General features: G+C 64.4%; 18 protein-coding genes. 8 read left to right on the top strand and 10 right to left on the bottom strand.

Annotated elements, in window-relative coordinates:
* Window positions 1-244 precede the first annotated feature (244 nt).
* Both RBH22_RS10290 and RBH22_RS10295 read right to left on the bottom strand, forming a co-directional pair.
* Window positions 245-1099, bottom strand: a complete 855-nt coding sequence (locus tag RBH22_RS10290; RefSeq protein ID WP_306677420.1) for a hypothetical protein — start codon at window positions 1097-1099, stop codon at window positions 245-247.
* A gap of 411 nt (window positions 1100-1510) precedes the next feature.
* A complete protein-coding gene (locus RBH22_RS10295) occupies window positions 1511-2803 on the bottom strand; it encodes an MFS transporter (protein ID WP_306677421.1) in 1293 nt (430 codons plus the stop codon).
* A gap of 178 nt (window positions 2804-2981) precedes the next feature.
* On the opposite strand from RBH22_RS10295, the gene RBH22_RS10300 reads away from it, so the two are divergent.
* On the top strand, window positions 2982-3716 hold the full coding sequence (locus RBH22_RS10300) for a helix-turn-helix domain-containing protein (RefSeq protein ID WP_306677422.1): 735 nt from the start codon (window positions 2982-2984) through the stop codon (window positions 3714-3716).
* 182 nt (window positions 3717-3898) lie between these two features.
* On the opposite strand, the gene RBH22_RS10305 is transcribed toward RBH22_RS10300, so the two are convergent.
* Both RBH22_RS10305 and RBH22_RS10310 read right to left on the bottom strand, forming a co-directional pair.
* On the bottom strand, window positions 3899-4309 hold the full coding sequence (locus tag RBH22_RS10305) for an SRPBCC family protein (protein ID WP_306677423.1): 411 nt from the start codon (window positions 4307-4309) through the stop codon (window positions 3899-3901).
* A gap of 77 nt (window positions 4310-4386) precedes the next feature.
* Window positions 4387-5499 carry an alanine--glyoxylate aminotransferase family protein gene (locus tag RBH22_RS10310; protein ID WP_256545478.1) on the bottom strand — a complete coding sequence of 371 codons (1113 nt, stop codon included), beginning with the start codon at window positions 5497-5499 and terminating at the stop codon, window positions 4387-4389.
* Window positions 5500-5723: 224 nt separating this feature from the next.
* Between RBH22_RS10310 and RBH22_RS10315 the strand changes: the two genes are divergently transcribed.
* The 4 genes from RBH22_RS10315 (at window position 5724) to RBH22_RS10330 (ending at window position 8403) form a co-directional block, all read left to right on the top strand.
* Complete coding sequence (locus tag RBH22_RS10315; RefSeq protein WP_306677424.1) at window positions 5724-6401, top strand: energy-coupling factor ABC transporter permease; 678 nt, start codon at window positions 5724-5726, stop codon at window positions 6399-6401.
* Window positions 6401-6724, top strand: coding sequence for a cobalamin transport operon protein (locus RBH22_RS10320; protein ID WP_306677425.1), 324 nt, complete (start codon window positions 6401-6403; stop codon window positions 6722-6724). The genes RBH22_RS10315 and RBH22_RS10320 overlap by 1 nt, the downstream gene beginning before the upstream one ends.
* A 6-nt stretch (window positions 6725-6730) precedes the next feature.
* Window positions 6731-7534, top strand: a complete 804-nt coding sequence (locus tag RBH22_RS10325; protein WP_306677426.1) for an energy-coupling factor transporter transmembrane component T — start codon at window positions 6731-6733, stop codon at window positions 7532-7534.
* 68 nt (window positions 7535-7602) lie between these two features.
* Window positions 7603-8403 carry an ATP-binding cassette domain-containing protein gene (locus tag RBH22_RS10330; RefSeq protein ID WP_306677521.1) on the top strand — a complete coding sequence of 267 codons (801 nt, stop codon included), beginning with the start codon at window positions 7603-7605 and terminating at the stop codon, window positions 8401-8403.
* An 89-nt stretch (window positions 8404-8492) separates the two neighbouring features.
* Here RBH22_RS10330 and RBH22_RS10335 read toward each other — a convergent pair whose 3' ends face one another.
* The 3 genes from RBH22_RS10335 to RBH22_RS10345 form a co-directional block, all read right to left on the bottom strand.
* Entirely contained in the window at window positions 8493-9827 is a 1335-nt protein-coding gene (locus RBH22_RS10335) for a RimK family alpha-L-glutamate ligase (protein WP_306677427.1), read from the bottom strand.
* 160 nt (window positions 9828-9987) lie between these two features.
* Complete coding sequence (locus tag RBH22_RS10340) at window positions 9988-12555, bottom strand: PAS domain S-box protein (RefSeq protein WP_256545483.1); 2568 nt, start codon at window positions 12553-12555, stop codon at window positions 9988-9990.
* Window positions 12556-12957: 402 nt separating this feature from the next.
* Window positions 12958-13878 (bottom strand): sodium:calcium antiporter, encoded by a 921-nt coding sequence (locus RBH22_RS10345; RefSeq protein ID WP_306677428.1) that lies wholly within the window; start codon window positions 13876-13878, stop codon window positions 12958-12960.
* Between the two features lie 159 nt (window positions 13879-14037).
* Here RBH22_RS10345 and RBH22_RS10350 point away from each other — a divergent pair, with 159 nt between their 5' ends.
* The 3 genes from RBH22_RS10350 to RBH22_RS10360 all read left to right on the top strand — a co-directional run bounded on the left by RBH22_RS10350 (window position 14038) and on the right by RBH22_RS10360 (window position 15195).
* A complete protein-coding gene (locus RBH22_RS10350) occupies window positions 14038-14172 on the top strand; it encodes a hypothetical protein (RefSeq protein ID WP_306677429.1) in 135 nt (44 codons plus the stop codon).
* 211 nt (window positions 14173-14383) lie between these two features.
* Complete coding sequence (locus RBH22_RS10355) at window positions 14384-14791, top strand: hypothetical protein (RefSeq protein WP_256289667.1); 408 nt, start codon at window positions 14384-14386, stop codon at window positions 14789-14791.
* Complete coding sequence (locus tag RBH22_RS10360) at window positions 14788-15195, top strand: hypothetical protein (protein ID WP_256289668.1); 408 nt, start codon at window positions 14788-14790, stop codon at window positions 15193-15195. The genes RBH22_RS10355 and RBH22_RS10360 overlap by 4 nt, the downstream gene beginning before the upstream one ends.
* A 34-nt stretch (window positions 15196-15229) precedes the next feature.
* Here the strand turns inward: RBH22_RS10360 and RBH22_RS10365 are convergent, their stop codons facing one another.
* The 3 genes from RBH22_RS10365 to RBH22_RS10375 form a co-directional block, all read right to left on the bottom strand.
* Entirely contained in the window at window positions 15230-15967 is a 738-nt protein-coding gene (locus tag RBH22_RS10365; protein WP_256289669.1) for an isopentenyl phosphate kinase, read from the bottom strand.
* Window positions 15964-17037, bottom strand: coding sequence for a mevalonate kinase (gene mvk, locus RBH22_RS10370; RefSeq protein WP_306677430.1), 1074 nt, complete (start codon window positions 17035-17037; stop codon window positions 15964-15966). The genes RBH22_RS10365 and mvk overlap by 4 nt, the downstream gene beginning before the upstream one ends.
* Before the next feature lie 194 nt (window positions 17038-17231).
* Window positions 17232-17528: a hypothetical protein gene (locus RBH22_RS10375; protein ID WP_306677431.1), complete on the bottom strand. Its 297-nt coding sequence runs from the start codon at window positions 17526-17528 to the stop codon at window positions 17232-17234.
* Between the last annotated feature and the right edge of the window lie 32 nt (window positions 17529-17560).

Below are 17560 nucleotides of genomic sequence, written 5' to 3' on the forward strand. Positions count from 1 at the left end.
ACTGGTTTAAAACCCCAAAACGTTCTATTTTAGTTCCACCGGACCTACTAGTAGAAACTCGTCCGGTAGTGTTGCGGGCGCACATTTTTGGAGATACTAATAGAGTCAATTACGAATGGTTGACTGGCCCTATGGCAGCCATCATTCATACGTATTGTCACGTAGTGGGTGTCTCTCGCTGTGTTTGGATTCTCAGCCGCACACAAGGAGAGTGCATCACCACGGACGAGAACTCCAGAGCAGATCAACGCCGTTCCATACCCAGATAGAGGACGACAATAGCACACAGATAGAGTGTCATCCCCCCGACGACCCCCCACGTCAACATATTCGACGGGTCGAAGTTGTGCCAGACTCGGGCAACACCAACCAGTACCATCGTGAACCCGAGTATCTGGCTCTGGACCAGTATGCGGGCGGCACTCCAGCGCAGGTCGAGCACGACGACCCCGTTGACGACACCGAAGAGTGCGAACCAGCCGGCAAGAATTCGTGCCGTCAGCGGGGAGACTGCCCACGGCCACGCACCAATCATTATCTCGGGGAAGATAAACAGGATGACGGCACTGACGGTGACGACGACGCCGAGGCCACCTCCCAGCACTCGGACTGCTCGTGGTAGAACGGGTCCACTGTCTCTCTCCTCTCTGGGGTCAGTCCGGCGATTAAGTACCCACAACGCGGGGACGAGCACCGGCGTGACAGCGTAGAGAATCACCCAGAGGTAGAACGTGTGGTGGCTGTGGTTGAAATTTTCCCAGTGGAGGACAGTGGCGATGGCCATCGCCCACGTGAACGTGGCGATGCCGAGAAACACCGGGGCGACCCTGTGCCACTCGTCTACGGTGGCGACTCGGTAGAAAAAATACACGCCCGCTCCGTAGCCAGCACCCATTATGATCGGTGTCATCTCGGGTCGAATCGTCCACGCGAAGAACTCAGCAGTCCGAGTTGGCTCACCGTAGAGAACCAGAAATGCCGCGGCGAGAAACGGGATGATGAGACGTGCGACCCATCGAGTGATAGGCAGGACCTGGTCCTCCCGATTTTGTGCGTCCCCCAGCAACACCTGTACTCGTGGTTGTTCAGTCAGTTTCATCGGTAATGCGACCCACTCTCTGATCCGATTTCGGGGAGAGTGTTTTCCCCGGTAAACAATCGCCCCGCCGAAGATAGACGCTCAAGCAATGTCGACTGCCAAAGCTACTCTCGGACGGCTTGCGATCTGGTACACGTGGGTTCATACGACACCAATTCTCTCATTGTTATTCGTTAACATCAATTATAAAGGTTCCCGAATCGACACCGTACCATCGCGTCGAATCGTTGTGTTCGTCGAACCGTGGGAGGCAGACGAAAATAGCGCGTCGCCCCGAGGTACTATCGTCCGCCAGGACCGACTAACTCCTGAATCTACCAGGCGTTTGTCGGTTGTGACAGTACCGTTTGCACCTCACGCGCGATCGCACGACAGCGTGAGATCAATGCACGATCGTTGCAAACGCGAAAGTTAGTCTTGCGCAACCGTCTGACCCGCCTGCTCAGGTGCGGGCGCAGGCGGTTCGTGGGTTCCGAAGTCGGGGTGCGTCTCTTCCATCCAGATGTACACGATCGCCCCGGAGACGAACATCAGAGCGGCGATGATGTAGAACGCCGCCTCGGTGTTCACGAACTCCATCGAGAGCCCGATAAGGATCGCACCGACGCCATACCCCGAGTCGCGCCACATACGGTAGACGCCCATCCCGGTCGCGCGCCACGTCGGATGGGCGGCGTCGCCGGGAACGGTCATCAGATTCGGGTAGAGCAACGCCATTCCGAGGCCGGACACACCAGAGAGCACGGTCCACGGGAGATAGCCCTCGACGAGGACCATCCCGAGGACGCCAGCCCCCGTGAGGAACATTCCGGCGAGGACAGGTGGCCGGCGGCCGATGCGGTCGGCGAGTCCGCCGGTCGCAATCTGCAGGAAGTACATCGCGCTGTGAACGCCGACGACGAACCCGACTGCCGCGATTCCAAGCCCCTGGCTGGTGAGATACAGCGGGACGGCGAGCCAGAACAGCGTATCGACGAACTTCTCGATGTGGCCGGCCTGTGCCGCCGCGAACAGCGTCTTGTCGCCGTAGGTCGCGCGCTTCAGCACGTCGACGAACGGGAGGTTCGCGTCGTGGTGGTCTTCGTCGTCGACCTCCGCCTCTGCGAGTTGGACGGTCTCTTTGATCAGGAAGATCGAGATGAGGAACGCGAGCACGACGACGGCTGCGAGGAAGTAGAACGGCTCTGGCCGGAGGCTCGTCCGGGCCGCGATGACGCCGGTGACCCAAGCCCCGACGGCGACGCCGGTGTAGCCGAACGCCTCGTCGATACCGACGGCGAGACCGCGCTGATCCGGCCCCGCGATGTCGATTTTGGCGTTGATCGCCATACTCCAGGTCAGCGCCTGGTTGATGCCCAGCAAGACGTTCCCGACGGTGATCCAGCCCCAACTGGGCGCGAAGATGAGAATGACGGGAAGCGGGAGCGCAGTCGCCCACCCGAGGACGAGCACGGGCTTGCGGCCGTACTCGCCGCCCCACTTGCCGGCGTAGAGGTTCAAGAGCCCTTTGACGAAGCCGAACGAGACGACGAACGACCCGATCACGAACAGCGACTCGACGCCGAGCACGTCCCGGCCGAGGACGGGCACGACCGCCCGTTCGGACCCGATAGTCAGCCCAGTCGCGAACACCAGGAGGACGTGCAGCGAGAACTGCCCGAGGTGTTCGCGGATACCCTGTTTGAGTTCAGTGTCTGTCCTCATAGTTCACCCCCGTCGAACGTCACGGCGCGCTGCTCACCGTTGCTATCCGGTAATTCGTTACTGACTCGATCAGGGCTGTGTTCCGGCATCAATATTCACCCGTATGAGACATATTGGGATATAGGTACTGCCGGACATAGCCGGTACTGTTAATTTATTTTAGCACAGAGACAACACAATGAGTCTGTACGAGGCTTCGTTTCGGGTCAAACACGAGTGTCCGTATCGCGAAATTTCGGAGCATCACCCGGATCTCACCATCCGTGAGTGGTATCTGAGTGACTGTCAGGTAGTCGAACTCACGTCGCCAGGAACGCCGGCGGACGAACTCCTCGACGAAATAGGCGGCCTCGGAACGGTTCTGCACAGGTCGGTCGACGAATCGGGCCTTCACGTCGTCACCCAGTCTTGTCTCTGCTCGCTCGAAGACTCGATCATCGAACGGTTCGAGAAGTACAACACCCTGTATCAGCCACCGACGGTTCACCGCCAGGGCTGGGAGCACTACTCGGTGATCGCATTCGACGAGAGCGACGTCCGCGCACTCCTGCAGGATCTGGAAGCCGATCGCGACATCGAGGTGCTCTCGAAGACGGCGATTACGGAACAGCAGATTCCCCACAGTATGCTCGCCCCGGTCGGTCAGTTGTTCGAAGACGTGACCGACCGACAGATGGCGGCGTTGCGGTTGGCGTTAGAGAGTGGGTATTACGAGCAGCCCCGGAAGACGTCGCTCCGAGCGCTGGCAGAGCAGACGGCCGTCGCGCGCTCGACGTACGAAGAACACCTCCGGAAGGCGGAGAACAAGATTCTCACGAACGCCGGACAGTTTTTGCGACTGGTTACGACGACGTCGACGGGAGACCCATTAGAGATAGAACGGAACCGACAGCCCGAGCAGCGAGCAGACTGACCAAGCCGTTTCATACGGACGGTATTGGTACTCCGTCCGGGGCGATCGTGAGGGTTGCAACGGCGTCCTCGACGACCCCGAGACAGTCCTGTTGTCTCGTGTGACTGGACGCATTGGTATCGAGCACGTTTCAGGCAGACAGAATCCACCGACCCGCATCCAAACGCTGGAGTCGGCGCCGCTCAGGAAGTGGTCGCGAGTGCGTCGATATTCTGCAGCGCCCGCCGGCAGACCGCCGCGTACGGGGCTGCGAGTAACGGGATCTCGAAGGCGGCGCAGCAGCCCCCATCTACTCTCTCGACGCGATGCCCCGTCGCCGGAATGCCGGCGACGCGCCAGGTCCAGCGGTGGTCGGCACAGGAGGTGACGACGAACGAGACCCGGAGGCCGCCGACAGTTCGAATGCGGCCGGTCGTCCCCTCGCTGATCCGACGGTCCCGACACTCGACGGCAGTTATCGACGGCCCCCACCGCGGCCACTGCTGGGTGTCGATGAACAGGTCCCACACGCGATCGGGGGCGGCGTCGATCTGCCGGGAGACGATCAGTCGGCGGCCGTCCGGCGTCTCCGCGATCTCGCGGTGCGTCGTCACAGTGTGACAGACGACCGCCGTGTGAATAACACTCACGGCGGCCCACGGCGGTTGCCGAGGAGTGGCTCGCCGTTCGATTAGATGTCGGCGACGTCTTCGATGGCGTCCGTCAGGGCCTTGATCGACTCGAGGTCGTGTTCGCCCATATGACCGATGCGGAACGTCTTCTCGCCGAGGGTCGAGCCGTAGCCGTTCGAGAAGACCATGTCGTACTGCTCGGAGACGGCGTCGATCGTCCCGGCGACGTCGATGCCCTGCGTGTTCTCGATGCAGGCCACCGTCTGGGACTCATAGCCCGTCTCGGGGAACATGTCGAAGTGTTCGTGCGCCCACTCGCGCGTGTACTCGGCCATCTCCCGGTGACGGTCCGAGCGCCCCTCGTGACCCTCTTCGAGCATATACTTCATCTGCTTGCGGTACGCCAGCATTACCGGGATCGCCGGCGTGGAGTGCGTCTGACCTTTCCGATCGTAGTAATCGAGCGCGCGCTGGAAGCCGCCGTACCACGACGCCTCGTCCTTCTCGAGTTCGCGCTCGTAGGCGTCGTCGCTGACGACGCAGACGGCTAGTCCCGGCGGCATCGCGAACGCCTTCTGCGTCGAGGCGAAGATGACGTCGATGTTGTGTTCGTCGATGTCGACGTAGTCGCCGCCCAGCGACGACACCGCGTCGACCACGAAGTAGGTGTCAGGGTACTCGGCGACGACGTCACCGATTTCCTCGATGGGGTTTCGGACGCCGGTCGAACTCTCGTTCATCACGCACGCGACGACGTCGTAGTGTTTGTCACTCTCTTCGATCGCCGCTCGCACGTCTTCGGGTTTGACCGCCTGCCCCCACTCGTATTCGAGGCGGTCGACGTTCTTGCCGAGCCGCTCGGCCACGTTGGCGTGGCGCTCGCTGAAACTCCCGCAGGTCGGCACGAGTATGTTCTCGTCGACGAGGTTCAGCGTGGACGCCTCCCAGAACTCCGTCCCCGACGCCGTGAGGATCATCACGTCGTTGTCGGTGCCGAGGAAGTCCTTCGTGTCCTCGACGATCGTCGTGTACAGGTCCGTCATCCGGTCCATTCGGTGACCGAACATCGGCTGGCACATCTCCTCGATGACGTCTTCGCGTACCTCAGTCGGCCCCGGGATGTACAGCGTCTTGTCCGGATAGTCGTCTTTGTATTCGCGTTTCTGGGTCACGGAATCACCTAGCTACGGTCAACTGCGCAGCGGGAGGTCATGGTACTTTTGATTCCCCACTGGGATGGACGGCGGTGCTTCTGGCGTGGCTACCTGTGCGGGGCCGGTTGGGATCTGACGGCTGATGAGCTGTCCTCGCCTGCTGCTGTACCGCGAGCAATATTAATAACAAGAAAATGTCGAATAGCCAAATTTATTATTTCGTGTCGTAGATTTATTACTCGATGGCACACATTCACCTCGGCGAAGGTTCGTTCCCGCTCTGGGCGCTCGCTCTCTGGACACTCATCGGTGCCGGGCTCATCGGCGTGGTCGTCTACCGCATTCGGAAAGGCGGTATCGAGACCCGCCAGATCGCGCTCGCCGGCATCGCCGGCGCGGCGAGTTTCGCGGTCTTTCAGCTGAACATCCCAGTGTGGGGCGGGATCCATATGAACCTCACCGGCCTCGTCGGCATCCTCGCCGGGCCGCTCCTCGGCGCGCTGATCGCGCTCGTGGTGAACATCTTCTCGGCGGTGCTCGGACACGGGGCCGTCGGACTGTTGGGTGCGAATACCCTCGTCAACGCGTCGGAGGCCGTCGTGGCCTACTACGCGTTCCGCACGCTGGTCGGATTGGACTGGGACGTCTTCCCCGCGAGCACGGGGGCGGCGACGCTCGGTCTCTCGGCCGGCGCGGTGTTGATGGGGGCGATCATCGTCGTCAGCGGCGTCAACGGGAGTGCCCTCCCCCGCGCTGACCTCACGGTCGCTGTCGCCGGATTGGTCGGGCTGAATCTGGGCGTCGCCGTCGTCGAGGGGCTCTTGACCGGGTTCGTCGTACAGTTCCTCGCGTCGGTCCGCCCCGACCTCGTCGGCCTCGTCGACCGTCTCGGCCGCGACGCCTCGGAGGTGACGGCCTGATGAAGCGCTGGACGCAGTACGGCAGCCTGCTCGGCCTCCTGACGGTGTTTTTCGCCGCGGGGCTGTGGGGTTTCGCTGCCACCGGCGGCGCGGTTCCGTGGGCCAAGCGGTCGGCGACGACGCTGCAGCGCGGTATTCAGGAGGGCGGCGGCGCGCTCGTCGACCTCGGACGCGGGGTCGTCGTCGCCGGCCCGATCCGGAACGGTGGTCTGGTCGTCGAGTTCCTCGCCGTCGCGGCTCTCTTCGCGCTCGTCGGCGTCGGACTGTACGTCTACGCCGACCGATACCGCGGCCTCGACGACGCAAAACGGACGGGACGGTAACCGAAGATGCTCTCGAATCACGTGCCGGACCCGCGACTCGTCACGGCCTACGCCGAGCGCCGCGACGGGCCGCTTCACCACGTCAACCCCTGGACGAAACTCGGCGTCGTCGGCGCGCTCGTGCTCGCCGTGACGGTGGTCGACCGGGCCGCGGTGCTTGCAGGCCTCTACGCCGTCGTCCTTCTCGTGTACGTCACGGCGGGGCTCCCGGCCGGGCGGTTGCTGCGCTGGTACACGGTCCCGATGCTCTTTATCGTCTCCGTGGCGGGCCCGCTGGCGTTCCTCGAACCGGGCACGCCGATCGGTGGCGCGCTCGCGACGCCGCTCGGCGACGTTTCGGTGACGGTCGCCGGTCTCGTATTGTTCCTCGAACTCGGCTTCCGGTCGCTGACCGTCGTCACGTTCACGCTGGCGGCCGCGATGACGACCCGGTACTCCGACGTCGCCTACGTCTTGGGTCGGGTCCTTCCGCGGCCGGTCGACCAAGTCGCGCTGCTCACCTACCGGTTCACGTTCGTGATGATCGAGACGCTCGAAGACCTTGTGAAAGCCGCTGTGGCCCGCGGCGGGAACCTCTCGGAGTTCTGGTCGAACAAGCGCCTCTACGCACGCATTCTCGGAATGACGATGCTGTCGGCCATCGAGCGGGCCGAACGGCTCGTCAAGTCGATGGAAGCGCGCGGGTACGACGGCGACCTGACGCTGTACGGCGACGTGCCGCGGCCGCCGGTCCACGAAACCCTTCTGGTCGGCGGTTCCTACGCCGCCGTACTCGGGTACGCCGCGGTCACGACGGGGGTGGTGCTGTGAACCGCGCGGAGACGCCCCTCGTCGATCTGCGATGTGAAGCGCACACGTACCCGGACGGAACAGTCGGAATGCACGACGTCGAGTTCAGCGTCTACCCCGACGAGGTCGTCGCGCTACTCGGCGGGAACGGCGCGGGGAAGTCGACGTTGCTCGAGCATCTGAACGCGACGCTCGTCCCCGACGAAGGCGAACTCGTGATCGAGGGAACGCCCGTCGCCAACGGCGACGAGCGACGCGCCCGGAAGACGGTCGGCTTCGTCTTCCAGGACGCAGACGCCCAACTCGTCGCGCCGACCGTCCGCGACGACGTGCTGTTCGGGCTCCAGAACTACGGCGTCTCGGGTGAGGAAGCGATCGAACGCGCTCGCGACGCGCTCGATGCGGTCGACGCTGGCCACCTCGAAGACCGGATTCCGCACTACCTGAGCGGCGGCGAAAAACGGCTCGTGGGGCTGGCCGGCGTGCTGGCGCTGCAGCCGAGCGTGATCGTCCTCGACGAACCGCTCGCGGGGTTGGATCCCGAACGCTCTCGGCTGGTCGCCAGACATATCGAACAGGTCCATAGGGACGGCGTCAGCGTCGTGCTCTCGACGCACGATCTCGACTTCGCGGCCGAGGTGGCAGACCGCGTCTGCGTGATGGCCGACGGCAACATCGTCGGCTGTGGGACACCGCGAGAGGTGTTCTACGACGACGAACTGCTTGCGACGGCGAACCTCCACCCCCCGAGTCCGGTCCGCGTCGCCCGGTCGGCGGGCCTCGACACGTCCGAACGGCCGGTCACCGAGAGCGAACTCGCCGCCGCCATCGCGGACGCGTCGACGACCGATCGAACCGCCCGCACAGTCGCCGACGGGACGGACGCCTGATACTGTCGGACAGAACTATGTGAGGCGTATCGGTACCCCGTGCCGATATGATACGCGAACGTCTGTCCGACAGTATGACCCTGTCGGGACTACTCCTCGCCGGCCACTTCCGCGTGATCTTCGACGCGCCGGCTCACGTCGAGGCGGTAATTCTTCAGGATGTCGCGCCCCAGTAGAAGCGGATGCGTCATATGCGTCCGGTCTTCGATGTTCGCGGCGACGGTGTACTGCTCGCCGCCGATCCCGACGACGAGGTCGACGACCGGCCGCGTCTTGGACTGCTTCGAACTCCCCGAGCGCACGCGCGAAACAGTATGAATCGGGCCAGCACCGATGTCCGCGGCGAGCCGCAGATCGATGCTCGTTCTGGACGCTCCGGAGTCAGACTTGGCTACGACCGTCTTCCGTCCGCTGGTCCCGCTGACGACCACCTGTTCGGTGAAGCCGATCGTGATCGCCTCCTCGGGAGAGACTGACACCGGCGCCGGTTTGCAGGCGGGCACCGAGTCGTCGAGCGTCGACGAGAGACTCTCTACCCGCTCGAGGTCGACCGAAGCGCCGGCGTGTTCGATCGCCTGCCGAGCGATGTACGGGGCCGGACTGCGCCCCGTCGCCCGGTAGAAGCCTTTGAAGCCGGCCGTCGGGTTCACTTCCAGAATGTACCAGCCGTCGTCGCCCTCGATGAGATCGACGCCGGCGTAGTCGAGGTCGACCGCCGCCGCTGCTTGCCGAGCGAGTTCTAAGACCTCCGCTGGAACGGATTCTGTCACGTCCTCGACGCTCCCGCCGCGGGCGACGTTCGTTCGCCAGTCGCTGTCGGCGGCGTAGCGGCACATCGCGCCGATCACCTCGTCGGCGACGACGTACACCCGAAGATCGTGCGGGGGTTCGTCGTCCCGACCGACGAGCTCCTGCAGAAACGCCCGTCGCTTCCCGACGCGGGCTGTCAGCGGATCGCTAGTTTTCACCTTCCACGCGCCGCCGCCGTGCGTCCCGATGGCTGTCTTGTAGACGGCCTCCTCCCCGAACTCCCCGCGGAGTTCGTTGAGCCGGTCGTTGCTAAGCGCCAGTGCGGTGCGCGGAACCGGAAGCCCCTCGTTGATCAGTTCGACTGCGGCGGCGGTCTTGTGCGCCGCCTGCGCCGTCGCGTCTGGGGTATTCAGCATCGGTCGCACGCCCGCCAGCGTCCGCGCTAGCCCGAGTTCCTCCGCAGGCTGATCCGTATTCGAGAGGAGGAGTCGATTGACGACCACGTCGACGTCGGGATCGAGCGTCGCCTCGTCGCCGCCGAGCCGCACGACCGTATTCTCGGATCGGAGCCACTCGGTGTCGTGGCCGAGCGCCTCGACGGCGTTCAGAATCGCTTTCGTCTCCTTGCTGTTGTGGAGGCTCAAGACGCCGACGCGGACCGGCGTCTCACTCATCGGTACTTTCCCTCGTAGATCTGATGATAACGTCCATTGTTCGACACGCTCCGGGGCGGACCGTACCGCGACGACTGCAATAGTTATGCGGAGACTTCTCAGGGACCGGGAATTCCGTGCACGTGAGGCGGCTCGAACCGAACCCTGCGGCGGCCGCCGATCAGTCTTGTCTGGACTCTGTAGGATCCGTCGCGGCACGCAGGCCGCCGCGCAGGACCCGTCCGTGTGGTTCGTGCGGGAGTTCGATCCGCACGCGGTTTCCACGGGGTTCGTTCTGTTCGAAGGAGACGGTCCCGTCAGCTCGGGTGACGATCCAGTGGACGAGCCACAGCCCCAACCCGCTACCGTGGTACAGTGGATCAACCTCTTCTCCTTGAGTACTCACTTGGCGCTCCATTTCGGGGATCCGCGGCCCCTCGTCTACGACGTCGATCCGGATCTGCTCGCCGTGCCGCGTAACCGAGACTTCGACCGTCGGAGCGGGCCGGTCGCTGTGTTCGAGAGCGTTCGTGACTAACTCTTCAAGCGCGAGGCCGATGCGAGGAGAGGGGACGACGGGGCGCTCGCCCGAGCAGTCGACCGCGATGGATGCCTCGGGATACTCCTCTTCGACCATCCCAATGACGCGCTCGACGAGCACGTCTACCTCGACGGGGTCGTTCGTGGGCCGCTCTAAGAGCACGTTGGTGATGGCTCGCTGCTTCTCTGCCGTGTTCAGGAGTTGTTCGCTCTTGTCGATGATGGACTCGGCGCGGGTCGAAATCGGGTCGGCGGCGTCTGTTCGGATTGTGTCTGCAAGCCCCTGGATTACGTTCATATCGTTCCGGAGATTGTGGCGGAGGACTCGATCGAGAACCTGGAGATGCTGTTCCCGTTCTTTCCGGTCGGTGATCTCCCGCTGGGTGCCGAGATACCTTACGAGTCGCCCTTCGGTGTCGTAGACAGGCGTGACCGTGAGTTCGTTCCAAAACAGTGTTCCGTCTTTCCGGCAGTTACGTATCTCGACGGTGATCGGCTCCTCCTCATCGACCGCTCGCCGCAGCGCATCGACCGTCTCTTGATCCGTGTCGGGGCCCTGGAGCATCCGACAGTTCTGCCCAAGTAATTCGTCTTCGGAGTACCCACAGAGATCTTTGAACGCCTCGTTGACGTAGACCATCGGATTGTCCGCCGTATTGGGGTCAGTCAGCGTAAGCGGCGTCTCCGCCTTGTCAATGGCCTGCCTGAGCTGGTGGAGTTCGTCGCGTTTCTCCTTCATTTCGGTGATGTTCGCGTTGATAGCGACGAAGTGGGTCGTCTCACCGTCGTCGTCGGTCACCGGTGCGATCGTCTGGTTGACGACGTACTGCTCGCCTCCTTTCGACCGGTTGATAAGCTCCCCGTGCCACGTCTCGCCGCCGAGGATCGTCGACCAGAGCTGTTGGTAAAACGCGTCGTCGTGTTCGCCAGACTTAACGATCCGGGGCGTCCGCCCGACCGCCTCCTCGGCCGCGTATCCGGTCGTCTCCTCGAACGCCGGGTTGACGTACTCGATAGTTCCGTCGGTGTTGGTGATGTAGACGGAGTGTGACGACGCTTCGATGGCCCGCTTGAACCGCCGGAGGTCACGTTCGCGTTCTTTGCGCTCGGTGATGTCGCTGTTCGTGTAGATCAAGCGTCCGTCCTCGAGCCGGGAGATCGTCACCTCGTGGGCGACCGACGCGCCGTCCCTGGTCCGGCCGACGGCCTCGCCCCGCCACTCCCCTGCCTCGGCGACCGCTGCAAGTGCGTCCCGTTCCAAGCGAGCCCCCTCGTCGTCGTCGTAAAGGATCTGCCACGACCGACCGAGAAGGTCCTCAGGGTCGTATCCGAATATGTCGGCGTGGGCCTCGTTCATATAGACGTACTCGCCGTCCGGGCTGAGAATGGAGATACCCTCCATAGACGCTTCCATCGCTTCGGCCTGCATCTGGAGTTGGGACTCGCGTTCCTTTCGCTCGGTGACATCCTGGATGACACCCAGTGCGACTTCTGGTGTTCCCTCGTCATCACCTATGAAATCGGCACGGTCCCGGACCCAGCGTGTCTCCTCGTCAGCAGTGGTGATCCGATATTCGATATCGTAGTCGTCGCCAGCGAGAGCTGCGTTCCACTCCGCCGCGACGCGTGCCCGATCCTCGGGATCCACGTACTCAAGGAACTTCTCGTGCCGTAGCGAAGTTCGACCGTCCGTCCCGAAAAGCTGCGCAACCTCCGTAGACCAGTACAGCCGGCCCTCGCCGGGGTCAAACTCCCAGCGACCGAGGTCCGCGACGGCCTGTGCCTGTCTGAGATGAGCCTCCAGTTTCGTGTATTCTCGGCTCTGCTCGACGTGCTGTCGGATCCGCTCGGATAGCACCTCAAACTGGCCAGCTCCCTGCTCGACGTAGTCGGAGACGCCCGCCGAAATCGCGTCGCTCGCGACGGATTCGCTCCCGGCGTCCGGAAACAAAATAAATGGGAGCTCCCTGTAGTGCTCGCGGACGGCTTCGAGCAGTTCGACGCCGTTCCATTCTGGTAGCTCATACTCGCTGACGACGCAATCCAATCGGCCGTCGAGACGGGTTTGGGCCACCCTCGCGTTCGGTGCGGTCTCTGTGAGGACCTCTCCGCTCCCGCGGTCGAGTTCTCGTTGTAGACGGTCGCACACCGGGTCGGCTGCGACGCACAGCACGCGGATCTGGCCGCTCTGACTGGTCGGGCCGAGCACACCGTTTTTCGGACCGCCGTCCCGGTTATGCATCCTCGCGGAGACGGAACGCCGACGCGCGGAGCAGCGCTCGTGCCGAGGGAGATTGGGGACGCCCAGTCGGTATCGCAGCGACCCCTGTGTGGTGCTTCTCGACCGGTGGAGTTGTCGCGCTACGTCCAGCCACGGGCCGGTGGTCGTCACCGAGTGACCGCCGCGGGGAAAGACGTCTTGTCGTCGGGACTGTTATCATCTATTGGAATCTGCCCCCTCAACTGCGAACCGACTCCCAACGATGAGAATAGTCGACCGGGTACGCATACACGCTTCCGTGTCAGACAGACGTATTAAATCTGGTCAACTAGTTTTTGGATCTGATAACTCTGACACCGCATACAGCCCCTCGTGCCGAGTTGCGCACGATCAGAAGAGCACGAACGAGGGAAGATACAGCAGCACGCACACGACTGCACCTCGCCGGTCGATGCCGCGCTGCCAGTACATCAGCCCGAGGACGGCCAACGAGACGGCCAGCATATACCCGGTCGAGACGAACACGGTCTGTGAGTTGGTGACCGCCACGTCGGCGACGAGCGCGCCGATGCCCAGCGAGAACACCGGATCCGTGATGTTACTTCCTAGAAGAGAACCGACCGAGATGCCGGCCTCGCCGCGCCTGGCCGCGAGTCCGGCGACGGCGATTTCGGGCGCGGTGGTTCCGAGACCGGTCAGGAGGCCGACGAGAAATTCGGGGATGCCGAGGAGTCGAGCGATGGCGATCCCGTTCGTCACCATCAGATACCCGCCGACGACTACCAGCGCGATCCCGGCGACGATCCAGGGAATCGCCCGCTGTGGGGGAGTCTGCTCTTCGGCGACTTCTTTCGTTACTTCGCCGCCGCCTTCGTTCGAGTAGAGGTCGTGGATGAACGCGACGTACGCGAGCATCATCAGCGCCCCCTCCGAGCGGATTATCTCCCCGTCTTCGAGAACGAGGATCATAATCACCATCGCGAGAATCATCGCGCCGCCGTAGACGAGGACGTTCCGTCGCTCGGCTTCGATCCGGGCGATGAAGGCGACGACGCCGATCGCGAGCGTGATCTGCGCCGTCTCTGACCCGACGATGTTCCCGACGAGGAGGTCGCCGGCGCCGTAGACCGACGCGTAGATCGAAGTGGTCATCTCGGGGATCGACGTCCCGATCGAAATGACGGTGACGCCGATGAAGAAGGCCGGCACCCCGTAGTACAGTGCCAACTCCGCGGCCGCGTCGATGGTGCGGTCCGCACCGACCAACAGGAGCGCCAGGCCGGCGAGAAAGCCGGCGACTTCGAGGAGCATCCGATATCGGACAGACGCTCCGATCCGAGTAAAAGGTGGGCGCCGACGGCGACGGACGCCGGTCCTCCGAGACGGGGACGGTGCTACGAGGTGGGGGCTGCTTCCAAGAAAACAAGAACCGAAGTGAGAGTAAAACACGAATAGATCGAACAAGCGAATATGACGGGGCCACAGCAGTCCAGCGGTGGGGACGAGGACACGCTCGAGGAGGGCGAACTGCCGAGCCCGGAGAGCGATGCCGCACGCTCCTGTAAGGCATTCATCGACCGGGAGTGGCGCAAACTGCAGGAGTGACCGACAGCCCGGCGCGCTGCGTCAGGTCTGCGCGCTACGCTTCGCTGTGACTCGTCCCCGCCGTTTCCCGGTGGGGAGAGGGCGCCGGCTGCAAAACCGGAGAGAGCGGACTTAATCGGGATGAAACGGGTCCGAAGCTGCTGAAATCCGCACGCACCGTTTTCACCTTTGATATGCCATCCGCACCGAGAGCGGACCGGAGGCACCACCGATGAAACTCCAGACGATCGTCGCGATCGGTCTCGCAGCACTGATGCTCACCACGGGAGCGGCCGTGGCTGTGCCCGGTGCAGCGCCGACCGACGCAGCCGGTTCGACGAACGGCGCCGCCGACGCACACGGCGAAGCCACCCACGGAGCCGATACAGCAGCCGCTGACCGAGCGGCCGACCGACCAGAAATCGCGTCGGAAACACCTCACGACGCGAACGCCGCGTCGGGGGACGGTCCCCGCGCGGACCTCCCCGACCCGGTCCCGGACCGCGTCGCGCAGATCCATTCGCTGATCCGCCAGTCGCTGGCCGGGACGCTCGGTGAGCCGCTCGGCCAGGCGATCGACAGTCCGAGCAGCGATGACACAGCCGCTGAACACCCCGCTGACGAATCTCGATACCGATGATCGCTCTCCAGTACGCCGGGCCCCCGCCGCTGGCCGGCGGATTCGATCCCCTCGAAGGGCTCGTCGTCTTCGCCGTGAGTCTCCTCATCGGCGGGGCGGCGATCCACGTCGCGGCCGAACACGTCGTCTCTCGGCGGCGGACGGCCAGCCTGACGTTCGAACACGCCATCCTCACGGCGCTCCTTGGTGCAGTCGTCTGGGCGCTGCTCGCCTGGATCCCGCTTGTCGGCTCGCTGCTCGCGCTCGCGGGCTGGGTCAGCGTCATCCGCTGGCGCTACCCGGGCGGCTGGGTCAAGGCGGGCGTGACCGGCGCGGCCGCCTGGGCCGCCGCGGTCGTCACGCTCGCGGCCCTGGAACTGCTCGGCATCAGCGCCGTGTCGGCGCTGGGCGTTCCGGGGGCCTGACAGACACCCGATTCTTCTCCGTACTGGCGCGGCGCTACCCGCTGATGACGGTTCCAGCGGCGTCGCCGGCCAAGAACGTCTCCAGGGCGTCGGGGCCGAACACGTGCGCCGGCGCCCCGAGTTCGAGGAGCGCACGGACTTTTGCGGCCATCCCACCCGTCACGTCCGTCGACTCGGAGCCGCCGAGCGCGTCCGCGACATCGTCGAAAGCCGTGATTTCGGGGATGACTTCGCCGTCGTCGTCGTAGACGCCGGGCACGGTCGAACAGAGCCCGACGCGGTCGGCGTCGAGGCCGTTCGCGAGCCGTGTGACCAGTTCGTCGCCGCTGATGATCGTCGCGCCCGCGTCCGCCTGCGCGATGACGTCGCCGTGGAGGACGGGAACGAACCCCTCGTCGAGCATCGTCGCCGAGGAATCGAGCGGAAATACGAGGTCGGCGTCGGCGTCGCGTGCCCCGACGGAGAACGGGTGGACCGGCAGCGCCGGGACGCCGGCGTCCTGCAACCGCCGGATGACTTCGTCGTTCAGGCGACGCATCGCGTCGTGGATCGCCCACACGCCCGCGGCGTCGTGGCTCCCCTCCGAGAGGCTGACGCCGTGTTTCTCCGCCTGGTGGTGGCCGAAGCTCCCGCCGCCGTGGACGAGAGCGAGCCGGGAGACGTCGGCCGCGGCGATCGTCTCGACCGCCGCGTCGAGAGCTGCGTCGTCGACGGTCTCGGGCGTCTCCTTGTCGGTGACGACGCTCCCGCCGAGTTTGAGGACGACCGTCACCGGCGCTCACCCTCCGCGTTCGGCTCCGCGTCGGAACGCGCGCTCGCGTCCGGCCCCGACTCCTCCACGCGGACGCCCTCGCGGTCCAGTTCGGCCCGGAACGCGTCGCGGCACTCGGCGGTGTAGCGCAGTGCCGTCCGCGTCTCCGGCGTCTCGTCGAGCGCGACGATGCAGCCGCCGCCGCCCGCGCCGGTGAGTTTCGCGCCGTGGGCCCCGGCCTCGCGGGCGGCCCAGACCATATTGTCGAGCGTGCGCGAGGAGACGCCGAGCGCTTCGAGCAGCCCGTGATCGAAGTCCATCAGCCGGCCGAGTTCGGAGAGCAGTTTGTCGGTGGGTTCGGATTCGGGGTCGGCGTCGGCGAGCATCGACTCGCCGGTGCGGACGATGTCGCCGATGCTCTCGACGGTGTCGGCCGCGAAATCGTACTCCTCGCGGAGCGTCCGGACGCCCGCGACGAGTTCGCCGGTGTCGCCCGCGCCGCCGTCGAAGCCGACGACGAACGGGAGGTTCGGCGTGTCGATCTGTCGGCAGTCGTCGCCCTCGACGCGCACGGCGCCGCCCATCGCCGAACAGAACGTGTCCGCGCGCGAGGCCTGGCCGTCCTGGACGTCGTACTCCGCGCGGTAGGCGCGGTCGGCCAGTTCCTCGGGCGCGAGCTCGACGCCGAGCTCCCGCGTCGCGGCGTCGATGCCGGCGACGACGACGGCCGCCGAGGAGCCGAGCCCCGCGCCGAGCGGAATCTCGCTCTCGACGGTGATGTCGAAGCCGGCGTCGGGTGCGTCTGCGGCGTCACGGGCCTGTTCGACGGCGGCGTCGATGTAGCCCACCGCGGCGTCGACGAGCCCTTCCGGAACGTCGACGTCGGGTCGGTAGCCGGTGTCGCCGGCGTACTCGACGGTGAAGCCGTCGAGACTCAGATCTCGCGCTTCGACTCGGATGTGGTCGTCCGTGCGGGCATCGACGGTGACTGTGGCCCGGCGCTCGATCGCGCAGGGGACCGCCGGTTCGCCGTAGACGACCGCGTGCTCCCCGAAGAGATAGACCTTCCCGGGGGCGCTGGAGACGATCATAGGGGAGGAATACCGGGGGTCCCGCTTAAGCTATCCGACCGGAAGCGAGCGACGCATCCGATGGTGGTAGGGAATCCGACAGCCGGAACAGAGTCACAGCAGGAACGGAACCGACAGCAGGAACGGAACCGACAGCAGGAACGGAGCCAACGGTAGGAGCGGAGCCGACAGTAAGAACGGAACCGACAGATCGGTTACTCCTCGACGAAGTCGTCGAGTTCGGTCACCTCGTCGTCTCCGCGGAGGTATTTCGCTGCGGCGGCGAGCGCGACGAGGAAACCGACCGCGACTAGCGCACCGAGCAGGCGACCGCCGGAGGTCGGGCACATCCCGCTCGATTCGTCGGTCGCGTCCTCGTTCGCGTCGCTGTCAGACGACGCGCTGCCCTCGTCGTCAGTGGAACCTCCGATCGCGGGTGCGGTGTTCGTCGCCTCGAATCTGAGGCCGTCGTGCAGATGAATCTCGAAGAACGTGAACGATTTCTCTGACATCTCACGTTTCGATACGCCGACACGAGGCATAA

The sequence above is a fragment of the Halobellus sp. H-GB7 genome, assembly GCF_030848585.1.
Lineage (GTDB): Archaea > Halobacteriota > Halobacteria > Halobacteriales > Haloferacaceae > Haloquadratum > Haloquadratum inordinatus.